Annotated in this window: 12 protein-coding genes and 1 tRNA gene; 9 read left to right on the top strand and 4 right to left on the bottom strand. The window is 36.4% G+C overall.

Annotation, left to right across the window (positions count from 1 at the left end; translation table 11 throughout):
* Positions 1-260: 260 nt before the first annotated feature.
* A tRNA-Phe gene (locus tag MW688_RS15590) sits at positions 261-333 on the top strand.
* Between the two features lie 480 nt (positions 334-813).
* Here MW688_RS15590 and MW688_RS15585 read toward each other — a convergent pair.
* Positions 814-1041, bottom strand: coding sequence for a hypothetical protein (locus tag MW688_RS15585; RefSeq protein ID WP_486736930.1), 228 nt, complete (start codon positions 1039-1041; stop codon positions 814-816).
* Between the two features lie 122 nt (positions 1042-1163).
* Entirely contained in the window at positions 1164-2333 is a 1170-nt protein-coding gene (dxr, locus tag MW688_RS15580; protein WP_486736929.1) for a 1-deoxy-D-xylulose-5-phosphate reductoisomerase, read from the bottom strand.
* 219 nt (positions 2334-2552) lie between these two features.
* On the opposite strand from dxr, the gene MW688_RS15575 reads away from it, so the two are divergent.
* Genes MW688_RS15575 through MW688_RS15565 form a run of 3 tightly spaced genes read left to right on the top strand, consistent with a single transcriptional unit; the run spans position 2553 to position 5087 of the window.
* The gene (locus MW688_RS15575) at positions 2553-3515 is read left to right on the top strand and encodes a metal ABC transporter solute-binding protein, Zn/Mn family (protein ID WP_486736928.1); all 963 of its coding nucleotides are present in this window, start codon (positions 2553-2555) and stop codon (positions 3513-3515) included.
* On the top strand, positions 3512-4285 hold the full coding sequence (locus MW688_RS15570; RefSeq protein ID WP_486736927.1) for a metal ABC transporter ATP-binding protein: 774 nt from the start codon (positions 3512-3514) through the stop codon (positions 4283-4285). The genes MW688_RS15575 and MW688_RS15570 overlap by 4 nt, the downstream gene beginning before the upstream one ends.
* A 4-nt stretch (positions 4286-4289) precedes the next feature.
* Positions 4290-5087 (top strand): metal ABC transporter permease, encoded by a 798-nt coding sequence (locus MW688_RS15565; protein ID WP_486736932.1) that lies wholly within the window; start codon positions 4290-4292, stop codon positions 5085-5087.
* Positions 5088-5297: 210 nt separating this feature from the next.
* On the opposite strand, the gene rnc is transcribed toward MW688_RS15565, so the two are convergent.
* Both rnc and alr read right to left on the bottom strand, forming a co-directional pair.
* Positions 5298-5996 carry a ribonuclease III gene (gene rnc / locus MW688_RS15560; protein WP_486736926.1) on the bottom strand — a complete coding sequence of 233 codons (699 nt, stop codon included), beginning with the start codon at positions 5994-5996 and terminating at the stop codon, positions 5298-5300.
* 475 nt (positions 5997-6471) lie between these two features.
* Positions 6472-7620 carry an alanine racemase gene (gene alr, locus MW688_RS15555; RefSeq protein ID WP_486736931.1) on the bottom strand — a complete coding sequence of 383 codons (1149 nt, stop codon included), beginning with the start codon at positions 7618-7620 and terminating at the stop codon, positions 6472-6474.
* Positions 7621-7787: 167 nt separating this feature from the next.
* On the opposite strand from alr, the gene MW688_RS15550 reads away from it, so the two are divergent.
* The 5 genes from MW688_RS15550 to MW688_RS15530 all read left to right on the top strand — a co-directional run bounded on the left by MW688_RS15550 (position 7788) and on the right by MW688_RS15530 (position 11055).
* Positions 7788-8609 (top strand): pentapeptide repeat-containing protein, encoded by an 822-nt coding sequence (locus MW688_RS15550; protein ID WP_486736925.1) that lies wholly within the window; start codon positions 7788-7790, stop codon positions 8607-8609.
* Positions 8610-8816: 207 nt separating this feature from the next.
* Positions 8817-9524, top strand: a complete 708-nt coding sequence (locus MW688_RS15545) for a V4R domain-containing protein (RefSeq protein WP_486736924.1) — start codon at positions 8817-8819, stop codon at positions 9522-9524.
* Positions 9521-9880 carry a hypothetical protein gene (locus MW688_RS15540; protein WP_486736923.1) on the top strand — a complete coding sequence of 120 codons (360 nt, stop codon included), beginning with the start codon at positions 9521-9523 and terminating at the stop codon, positions 9878-9880. Before MW688_RS15545 ends, MW688_RS15540 begins: the two co-directional genes overlap by 4 nt.
* Positions 9881-9892: 12 nt before the next feature.
* A complete protein-coding gene (locus MW688_RS15535; protein ID WP_486736922.1) occupies positions 9893-10387 on the top strand; it encodes a globin family protein in 495 nt (164 codons plus the stop codon).
* A complete protein-coding gene (locus MW688_RS15530) occupies positions 10384-11055 on the top strand; it encodes a V4R domain-containing protein (RefSeq protein ID WP_486736921.1) in 672 nt (223 codons plus the stop codon). Before MW688_RS15535 ends, MW688_RS15530 begins: the two co-directional genes overlap by 4 nt.
* Positions 11056-11115: the final 60 nt, after the last annotated feature.

Genomic DNA, 11115 nt, shown 5'->3' with positions numbered 1-11115 from the left:
CTCGCAGAGGAGCGCTGTTGTAAAGTAGTAGTCATTGTTTTTATGATTGCTATATTGTTTTCTAGGTACAGAGGCTTTTTGTTTGCCCACATTTATACCTTAACCTGAATCTAAAGTTTTGTAAAGAGTTTTTAATTAGTGTTTACTTATATTAAGTATAAGTTTTACTAATTTAAAAATCTGGCAAATATTTTAAATTAACCCTTGCACTTTCTTAGTAACTTTGTTATATTAATAAAGCGTTAGAAAAAAACTAACCAGCCAGGATAGCTCAGTTGGTAGAGCAGAGGACTGAAAATCCTCGTGTCGGCAGTTCAATTCTGCCTCCCGGCATTTCTCTTAATCCCTAGGGGATTCTAGCTTTCAGGAAGTAATGGGTAGCTAACGAGTAGCTCACTGAAAAACTCAGCTACCAATAAGCTACCACTACTAAGCAAAAGAAGTAAATAGGTTATAAAAAAACAAAATAGTTGCTATAGTAGTGAGGAGTAGGTAGGGCTTGCTGAATAAATGTAAAACTTTTGCTAGATAAAGGTTTGAGCCCATTTTTATCATAAAAAGTGCAAGGTTTTTTGATATATTATGCTAGAAAGAGTGCATTTTTTTCTTTGATTACTCGAAAATTCATAAATCATTATTACCTCCTGCCTCCTGCCTCTCTTGCCTCCTGCCTTTCTCCTCACCAAAACTTACTTTTTCAGCAGACCCTAGGTAGAATGAGGATTGATCGCCCTACCGTGTTAGATCAAGAATAAGCGATCGCTTTGAAGGATATATTTTTAACCTTGGCAACAACCTTAAATTCTCAAGAATTTAAACCAAATATAAAAAATTAAAAATTACTTTAATGGTTTCAGGTATTTTAAGTAACTGCTGCCAAACTTCTTGAGGTCCAATTCCAAAAAATAACTGTAACAAAAGAATAATTAAAGCAATAATTACTGCGGTGTTAATACTAGTTTTAACTACCTTAATCAACCAGGTAAAAACTAGCCAAGCAATAATTATTGCGGCAATTAAAACAAGCAAATCTAGACCCATAAGCTTTCTAATATTTTAATAATTTAATCAGACTGTAAGAATAAGAAAACCTCAGATATTCCATCTTTATCTTAACCAATAACCTTGGATAAAGATGTAAAATCTGGGTTTAATTGTTTGTACTAAACTTCGGTTAAAATTTTGCTGCTGTTGATAACTTCATTTCTAGCCCATTGGTCTGCGGCCACAATTTCTTCTAAACTAGGATTAGCAGAATGCTCATGGCGATCGCACACCCTTTCAATGAGACGAGGAATATCTAAAAATTTGATTTTCTCTTCAATAAATAAAGCCACTGCTTGTTCATTCGCCGCATTAAGTACCGCAGGCATGGAACCTCCCGCACGTCCCGCCGCATAAGCTAAATTCATACAGGGATATTTTTGATGATCCGGCTCTTTAAAAGTGAGACTTCCTGCTTTAACTAAATCTAGAGATTCCCAATCTGTATATATACGTTCTGGCCAAGAAAGACTATATAGTAGAGGTAGACGCATATCAGGCCAGCCTAATTGTGCTAAAACTGAGGTATCTTGTAGTTCAATCAGGGAATGAATAATGCTTTGGGGATGAATAACTATATCAATGTGGTCATAATCTAAACCAAACAGATAATGAGCTTCAATTACTTCTAAACCCTTATTCATCAAAGTAGCCGAATCAATCGTAATTTTTTTACCCATCGACCAATTAGGATGTTTTAAAGCATCTTCTACCCTAACCGAGGCTAATTTATCCACATCCCAATCTCGAAATGCTCCCCCAGAGGCGGTTAAAATGATTTTGCGTAAACCATCTTCTGGCACTCCTTGGAGACATTGAAATATAGCTGAATGTTCAGAATCTGCCGGGAGAAGTTTTACTTGGTGTTTTTTGACTAAGGGAAGTACAACTGGTGCCCCAGCAATTAAAGTTTCTTTGTTAGCTAGGGCAATATCTTTACCAGCTTTGATGGCGGCAATAGTCGGTAATAAACCAGCACAGCCGACAATTCCAGTAACAACAGTCTCAGCATCACCATAACGGGCTACTTCGGCGACTCCTTCTTCACCACCTAAGATAATTGGTTGATAATCTTGGGAGGAGATCGCGCTTTTTAATTCCTCTAGTTTCGACTCGTTGCAAACAGCAACAATTTCCGGCCCAAACTGTTTAATTTGTTCTGCTAGAAGGGTAACATTATTACGAGTAGCTAAGCCGACTACTCTCCATTTGTCCGGGTATTGACTAACAATATCAAGGGTTTGAGTACCTATTGAGCCTGTAGAGCCTAGTATAGAAATTGCTTTCACGGTTTTAAAAAAAGTGGGGATCAACTTTAACTATAATAGTTTAAGGTTACCGTAAACAAGATATTCCTCCTAATAAATTCTCTACATTTTGAGCGTGCGCACCACAATTCTACATTCGTGCTTTTCACTACACCAATAACTTTGGGTAAAGATGCAACATCTGAGTTTACTTTACTTTTAAATTGTGATAAAGTTTATGATAATGATTATCATTTTATTATGAAAAAAATAAATCGATTAAAGAAAAGTTTGTTAAGCTTAGTAATAGGAAGTGCTATATTGACTGGATGTAGTTCGAGTTCTATTGATTCCACAGAAGAAATAGAAAACCCAGTTAGTGAAACAATAGATGTTACAGTAAGTATTTTACCTCAGCAGTATTTTGTAGAAAAAATTGCTGGGGATTCAGTTAAAATCAATGTTATGGTAGAGCCAGGAAGTGAACCGGCTACTTATGAACCATCACCAGAGCAATTGAGAGCATTAAGTGAAGCAGAGGCTTATATTAGTATTGGAGTTCCCTTTGAAAATAGTTGGTTAGAAAGATTTAAAAGTACTAATCCAGACTTAGTAATGATTGATTCAGCCGAGGGAATTGAAAAAATAACTATGGTCGCTCACTCACACCATGACCATGAAGAAGAAGAAACCCACTCAGAAGAAACCTTAGATCCTCATATTTGGCTGTCTCCTGAGTTAGTTAAAATCCAAGCAGAAAATATTTATCAAGGATTAGTAGAAATAGATCCTACAAACCAAGCAGAATATCAAGCCAATTTAGAAGCATTTATAGCTGAAATAGAACAACTAGATCAACAAATTCGGCAAAATTTAGCTGGAGTTGAGAATCGTCAATTTATTGTTTTTCATCCAGCTTGGGGTTATTTTGCTCGTGATTATAACTTAGTACAAGTTCCCATAGAAATAGGAGGACAAGAACCAAGTGCCGCAGAATTGGCACAATTAGTCAAAGAAGCTAAGGAAGAAAATATCAGAGTAGTCTTTGCTCAATACCAATTTAATTCCCAAGATGCTCAAATTATAGCCCAAGAAATCAAAGGAAAAGTAATGTATATTGACCCCCTTGACCCGGATTGGTCAGAAAACTTGATTAAAGTCTCTGAAACCTTTAGTGAAGTGCTAAAAAGTCAAAATTCATTAGTTGAGAGTGCAAACAAATGAACTCAGTAATAACTTTTGATCAAGTCTGGGCAGGATATAGGGGAGTCCCGGTGATAGAAGATATTAATCTGGTGGTGAGAGAACTAGATTTTATTGGCATAATTGGACCTAATGGTGGAGGCAAAACCACTCTCCTCAAAGTTTTATTAGGATTAATTCCAGCAATCAAAGGAGAAGTAAAAATTTTCAATCGCTGTGTAATTCTAGGGAGAAAATTTATCGGTTATGTGCCCCAATTGTTAGAATTTGATAGGGATTTCCCCATAAGAGTTGATGATGTAGTCAGAATGGGAAGATTAGATAAACGGCGTCTTTTGCAACGTTATAATGCTCAAGATGAAACTATAGTTACTCGTAGTTTAGAACAAGTGGGGATGTTGAACAAGAGATCCCAATTTGTCCGGGAATTATCGGGAGGAGAACGTCAAAGGATATATATAGCCCGTGCCTTAGCTTCAGAACCACAAATCTTGTTATTAGATGAACCTACAGCTAATGTGGATGCAAAATTTCAAAAAAGTATTTATGAATTACTTAGAGAATTAAATGAGTATATGACTATTCTGATGATTTCCCACGATTTAGGGGCAGTATCTACCTATGTAAAAACAGTGGGATGTCTCAATCATCGTCTAATTTATCATCAAGATAAGTTAATTACAGCAGAAATGATTGAACAAACCTATCAATGTCCTGTGGATTTAATCGCCCATGGTGTGCCTCATCGGGTTTTTCCACCTCATTCTGCGGGAGATAATGGCAATGATTGAGAGTATAGTTGAAGCTTGGCAATTCGATTTTATGCGCAATGCTATAGCAGCATCAGTGTTAGTAAGTATTGCTTGTGGAATTATTGGTACTTTTGTGGTAGTTAATCGTATCGTGTTTATGAGTGGTGGAATTGCTCATGTTGCCTATGGAGGTATCGGTTTAGGTTATTTTTTTAGCTTTAATCCTGTAGTAGGGGCAATAGTTTTTGCCATAGTAATGGCTTTAATTATGGGATGGATAGAGCGCAAACTCCACCAGCGAAAAGATACCTTGATTGGGGTGATGTGGGCCATAGGCATGGCCTTAGGAATTATTTTGATTGATTTAACCGAAGGCTACAAAGCCGGGTTAGAAAGCTATTTATTCGGGAGTATTTTAGCAGTTTCTCAACGCAACTTAATAATTATGCTGCTATTAGATATTTTAATTGCTGCCATGGTTATTCTCTTTTATAAAGAGTTATTAGCGATTTCTTTTGATCCTGTTTATGCTCAAACTCGCAATATTCCAGTAGATAGTTTATATTTAATGTTAGTAGGGGCGATCGCTCTAACGGTAGTGATGGTGATGCAGATAGTAGGTATAATTATGGTAATTGCCTTACTGAGTATTCCTGCGGCGATCGCTTCTCAGTTTTTTAAAGAATTGAAAATGATGATGTTTGCCGCTATTGCTTTAGGAGTAGTGTTTACCTTAACTGGCTTGTGGTTATCCTATTTTTTTAATCTCACTTCTGGTGCTACCATTATACTGGTTGCTGGAGCCGTTTATCTTATCTCCATGGTAAGACCTCAAACCTAAAAACTCATCTATAGGTTCGTAGTAGGGCTTTAGCCCTAAATAAATTAAAAACGCCTCACCACTACAATCTCTTGGACTAAAGTCCAACTACGAACCTCCTTTTTAACCTTAGTTCCTTCTGTACGACAAAACAATTACTCTCTCTTGCCTTTTGCCTCAAAGTCTATATCCTCAGCACAACTTACTTTTTCCGCAGATTCTAATTTACATTTAATTGAGTCCCAAATTCTTTAAAGCGTCTAAAGCTGCTTGTTTTTCTGCCTCTTGTTTACGTTTACCCTTACCCACACCATAAATTCTCTCTTCAATTTTAACTTGAACGGTAAATGATTTAGCGTGAGCTGGTCCAGTTTCGATAATTAGCTCATAGATTGGATTTTGCTCATAATTGACTATAGCCCAGTGTTGAAGTATGTTTTTAGAATCTAGTAGTTTTTGATTACTATCTAGAAGTTGATTAGCTTCACTCGTAGCAACAATTTCTGATGCTATAGGTGTAAACAAAGATTCTAAATAGGTTTTAACTGCTTCAATTCCTGCATCTAAAAAATAAGCTCCAATTAAGGCTTCAAAAGTATCTGATAAGACTGCTGAACTTTCTCTAGTCTGGTCTTTTTCGGCACCTTTGCCTAGGTGAATTAGTTTTCCTAACTGAAGCTTACGTGCTATGCTGGCTAGTTGTTTTTCATCTACTAACTTAGACCTTAGCCTAGATAATTCTGATTCCTTCATGTGGGGGTAGCGTTTATAGAGAAACTCCCCAATCAAAAACCCTAAGACAGCATCACCTAAAAATTCTAGTCTTTCGTTGTTTTCTCCTTCATAAGGATTTTCATTGGCGTAGGAGCGATGAGTTAAGGCTTGTTTTAAAAGTCTTTTTTGACTAATTTTTGGTATTTTATAATTCATTCTTATTTATATAATATATTTAATCAAATGCGGATGAACACTTACAATAAAAGTGAAGTAAGGCACCGAGGCTCTCATAAAAAAATTTTACCATCATAGATGAAAGTTATTGCTTCAGGCACTCATGCTTTGGGGTAATATAGCAGTGAGCGTTGTAGTGTTCCGCTCATTAAATACATGATCCCCCCAAACCCACATCTTGCACCAGTACTTATGTACTAAATTAACCTCAGAAAAAGTTCATTTCTCTTTCGCCTAAGATCTTACACTCGGTCAACCAATTTTTAAGCGTTGAGCATTAATTCTTTAACTCGTTACTCATTACTTAAAGACGTAAAGACTTCAAGACTTCAAGATTCATCCACAACCAGTAAATGAGTGGAAAAGATGCTTTGGTCTGAGTTAAGGGGGGCTTTTCATCATAACTGTAAACATCTATTTGCGAGCTTGCTATAGTAACCGTAATTAAAATGTCCTAAGCATTTTTTGCACTGCTATATCGAGAAATTCTGGGAAGACGATGTTTAAAACCACAGAGAATTTCCCAGGAAATTGTCCCCAGCATCTGTGCCCAATCTTCTGCTGTTATGCTAGTATCTCCCTGTTTACCGATAAGAGTAACTACTTCTCCTGCTTGTACATCAGGAAGATTCGTTAAATCTAACATTAATTGGTCCATCGTAATATTGCCAATTTGGGGCACTAATTCACCTTTGATAATTACTTGGAGTTTTTGTGACAGTAAACGCGGCACTCCATCGGCGTAGCCTATACCAACCACTCCTAAGCGTAAATCTCGATTAGTTACAAAGCGATGACCATAACTAACTCCCGTATTAGGGGGAATTGTTTTTACTTGGGTTATTCTCGCTTTTACCGTTAAAACTGGTTCTAAGTCTACCTGATAACTTAAATGTTCTGCGGGATATAAACCATACAAAGCTAAACCAACTCTCACTAAATCATAGTGAAAAGCAGTATCTCTCAAAGTAGCCGCAGAATTAGCTATGTGTAAATAGGAGGGGGTGATACCTATACTCTTAATAGCCGCTATACTATCTTGATAGCGTTGATTTTGTAAGTGCATCATCGTAGAGTCTAGAGCATCAGCAGTAGCTAAGTGAGAATAAACACTACGAATCTTTAAATTAGGCAGATTAGCTACAAAACTAGCAAAATTACTCCCTTCTGTCCAAGGCATTCCCAAACGAGACATCCCTGTATCTAACTTGAGATGTACAGGGAGACAACTATTTAATTGACTCACAGTTTCACTATAAAGCAAAGCCTGTTGAGGATTACACAAAGTTGGTTCTAATTGCCAAAGAGCGATCGCCCGCGCTTCTGCTGGAGTATTAGTAGCACCAAGTACTAAGATTGGGACTTGAATACCTGCTCTTCGTAATTCTATCCCCTCAGTTAAAGTTGCTACGGCGAAGGCATCTCCCCCTGCGGCTAAGATAGTTTCTGCCACATTTACGGCACCATGTCCATAGGCATCAGCTTTAACCACTGCCATTAGTTGGGTATTCGGCTTCAAAATTTTTTTAATTGCTTGTACATTGTTTGCTAAAGCTTGATGATTAATTTCTACCCAAGCCCTTTGGTAACCTAAATCAGACATCCAGGTAGAAATTTCTAGCTCATGATTGTATTCTTTACTCAGCACAATTAACGACTCCTCACACCTTTACCGAAATATAACTTTGTTAACAATTGTACTAACTTGTTGAATTGGATCAATAATTGAGGCAATCTAAATATAGAGACTTTGTTTTAATAAACAGTTTTATGGTGCAAAATCTTGAACTTCGTAGGCTTTATCTTGCAGGAGATCGCCAGTTTATCAACCTGAGATTAAGACATGCTCAATTGAGAAATTTGAAGCTATCAGATGCCAATTTCCAAGGCAGCGATTTAAGCTACGCCAATCTCAAAAACACTGACTTAAGTCGTGCTAATCTCAGTAATGCTTATTTTAACGAAGCTAACTTGATGGGTAGTAATCTTTATGGCGCTATTCTCACTCGTACTTCTTTAATTAAAGCTAATTTAGTTGGTGCTAATTTAGTTGGTGCCAGACTCCATGATGCTTTTTTAACTAAAGCTAATTTAATGAATGTTAACTTTAGTAAAGCAGACCTCAGTGGTGCCTATTTAAATAGTGCTGATTTAACCGGGGCTAATTTAACCGGAGCAATTTACACTCAAAAAACCCAATTTCCTGAAAAATTTGACCCCACAAGTTGGGGAATGGTCAAAAAATCTTCAATAGATAGTTTAATTCAGCAAAAAGTTACTGTTACTCAATTACTACACAGTTTTAACCAAATAGCTGAATGTAGTGTTCACTATTTGGGCCCTACCATCACAGCTAAATATTTAAAATCTTCCCGTCCTCCCCGAGAATGGTTAACACATTTTCAGATAGATTCCCTAAGTAAAATTACCTTTGAGGGTTCTCTGAATACCTTAGTTACTACCTTACAGATGGAATATTTCAAAGAATGGATTACCGCCTTTATTAAAACCTGTTCCTTGATTATTCAAGACTTTCAGAGAGTTGTCAAACAAAAAGGAATTAGTTTAATTAATACAATCCTGGATAATTAACCCTTTAATTTATACAATTCTTTACATGAATGTAAACAAATATCAAATAAGTTTGAAGTTCTAGAATGATTTAAGTAAAAATAAAAATTGAGAAGATAGTAATTAGGTAAAAACCGAAAGAACATTAAAATGTATCTCAAAATACACAAAAATAAATCTAATAACTAACTTCAAGAAAAAAAAACATATTAAGATGAGATAATCACGATGGTTATTATTCAAAACTCTGGTAAAGAAAAAGAAAAAAAATCCGAACATTTTTGGCGGAGTAAATATCCAAAAAGACATGCTCATTATGCCTTTGAAGACTTCTTTGCCTTTAATAACAATACAGGAAGTATTATTGATTGGAACAAAGAAAGAAATATATTAGTGAGTGAAGATTTTATTATTGGTTTAATCGAAGGATTAGAAGAAGAAGTAGGTAGTGCAGCATCAGTAGTAATGTATAGAATAGGCAAAGAATGGGGAGATAGAGATGCCCAATTCTTCCACAAGTGGTTTAGTGAAGAATATGATTACACAATAGAAAATATGAATTTTTTGTATGTTTTAGAAGCTTGGTGGTGGCCATTTACTAGTCAAGGATGGGGAAATTGGGAAGTAGATATGAGCGAACAGAAAAATGGTTTTATGTTTGTAAATATCTTTGACTCAGTAGTTGCCAGAACATTAGGAGATGTAGGAAAACCAGTTTGCCATATTTATGCAGGTTTATTAGCAGGCTTTTTTAGCACCCTAGTCAAAAAACCCCTCAACTGTATTGAGATTCAATGCTACTCCATGGGAGAAACCTATTGCAAGTTTTTATTAGGAAAACAAGACCGTATTGATGCAGCTCAATTCTGGCAACAAGAAGGGGCGACAGCCAGAGATATTGAAAAAAGATTATTAAATGGAGAACTCGTGTCATGAGTAAAATTACTCTAGCCAGAACAGCTAGTGTCAGAGAGTTTTTTCAAAGGGCAAACTGGCAAGGCAGAAGGCTAGAAACAAGAAAAATTGAGCGAAATTTACCCACAAAATGTTGGCAAGTAGGGGAATTTTTCCGACACCATAACTGGCAAGGAAAACCAGTAGAATTAATTACTGAAAGCATTAGTAGAGAATCATTAGTTACCCAAACTGTCCAAGATTTCTTTGGTTATTTGAGTTGGCAAGGAAAGCCCCAAGTAGCTCAAATGCCAGAAAAGCCAACAGAACAAATAATCGAAACTATAGACACAAAAACTCCACAGATGAACATCAATGATTTATCTGATTTATTCTAGAGGTAAAAAAAGATGTATCCAGAATTGAAAGAATTATTATATGATGCAGAAGATCATTATCTTCAAGAAACAGAGATTTATAAATTGCGGAGTTATGTTGACTCTATGCAAATACGTTTAGGGATTTACAAACATCTGAGAAACGAGGAAATTAATTTATTTCAAGAAATTGCTAATCAATTAGAAAAAGAATTAACACCCACAGAAACCCCACAAATAGAACAAGCAATCATCAACTGGGCAGGGATTCTACGTTACTTAGCTATGGGAATGCTATTAAATAGCCAAGAATTTCTAGAAAGACGCATATTAGAATGGCTAAATCCCTCCATTGAAGCCCATCAGGCTGTCTCGATTAATAAGCGAGTTTATCAAATACTGTATAGTCACTTACAAGGAGAGTTAGACAAATCCCAGTGGAGTGTAATCCAGCCATTTTTACAAGGAGCACGCAACACACTGTTTGAATCAAGCACCACATTATCTGGAGGAAATATTGAATTATGATTGACGTTAATAATTTACTCAATCCTCAAAAACCTCTTTCAGGAAACTACTTCGCCTACGATGCCTATGTTTCTGGAGACTTTGAAATCGGCTTAATTGAGAATCGGACTGGCTCTCGATTAGTAGCTTTTCCCAGACTCCTGTTAGAAGGGATGTATGCCGCCTTAGATGAAGAAATTGGTCAAGCATCCGGTGTGGTTTTATATAACTGTGGTCGTTGGTGGGGTAAAAACTTCTATAATCGCTTTGCCCAAGAAGTAAGTGACTATTATGGTAAGCCCATAGCCAACATGGAAATGGTGCAATTTCTAGAATGTGTTAAACAGTGTTGGAAAACTTACGGTTGGGGAATAATTGATATTAATCTCAATTACTACGACAATGGATTTTTAGTAGTAAAAACCAGTAATTCTCCCTTTGCCGAAGCTGCCAGTAAAACTAATAAACCAGCTTGTTTTGTAGAAGCAGGTTTATTGAGTTCCCTATTTTCTAAAATCAGTGGACAAGAATTAGATTGTGTGCAGACTTCCTGTGAATCGAGGGGAGAAGAATATAATCACTTTGTTTTAGGGATTTCTGAAAGAGTCCAAAAAGCTCAAGCTTGGTTAGAAGAAGGACAAGACCACAATACTATCATGGAACGTCTCTGCGTTAGTCAATCTGGTTAATAACTGTCACAAACCCACCGTTAACCGCTAAGGCGGTATAACGGGGGCTTGATAAAAGTC

Source organism: Johannesbaptistia floridana (assembly GCF_057440575.1).
Note: the sequence above shows the minus strand (reverse complement) of the source record. Positions and strands in the feature narration are given on the sequence as shown.

Excerpts from the sequence above, each read along its gene's own strand:
- MW688_RS15585 (WP_486736930.1), bottom strand. The coding sequence starts at position 1,041 with ATGGGTCTAGATTTGCTTGTTTTAATTGCCGCAATAATTATTGCTTGG.
- MW688_RS15575 (WP_486736928.1), top strand. The coding sequence starts at position 2,553 with ATGAAAAAAATAAATCGATTAAAGAAAAGTTTGTTAAGCTTAGTAATA.
- MW688_RS15570 (WP_486736927.1), top strand. The coding sequence starts at position 3,512 with ATGAACTCAGTAATAACTTTTGATCAAGTCTGGGCAGGATATAGGGGA.
- rnc (WP_486736926.1), bottom strand. The coding sequence starts at position 5,996 with ATGAATTATAAAATACCAAAAATTAGTCAAAAAAGACTTTTAAAACAA.
- alr (WP_486736931.1), bottom strand. The coding sequence starts at position 7,620 with ATGTCTGATTTAGGTTACCAAAGGGCTTGGGTAGAAATTAATCATCAA.
- MW688_RS15550 (WP_486736925.1), top strand. The coding sequence starts at position 7,788 with ATGGTGCAAAATCTTGAACTTCGTAGGCTTTATCTTGCAGGAGATCGC.
- MW688_RS15545 (WP_486736924.1), top strand. The coding sequence starts at position 8,817 with ATGGTTATTATTCAAAACTCTGGTAAAGAAAAAGAAAAAAAATCCGAA.
- MW688_RS15540 (WP_486736923.1), top strand. The coding sequence starts at position 9,521 with ATGAGTAAAATTACTCTAGCCAGAACAGCTAGTGTCAGAGAGTTTTTT.
- MW688_RS15535 (WP_486736922.1), top strand. The coding sequence starts at position 9,893 with ATGTATCCAGAATTGAAAGAATTATTATATGATGCAGAAGATCATTAT.
- MW688_RS15530 (WP_486736921.1), top strand. The coding sequence starts at position 10,384 with ATGATTGACGTTAATAATTTACTCAATCCTCAAAAACCTCTTTCAGGA.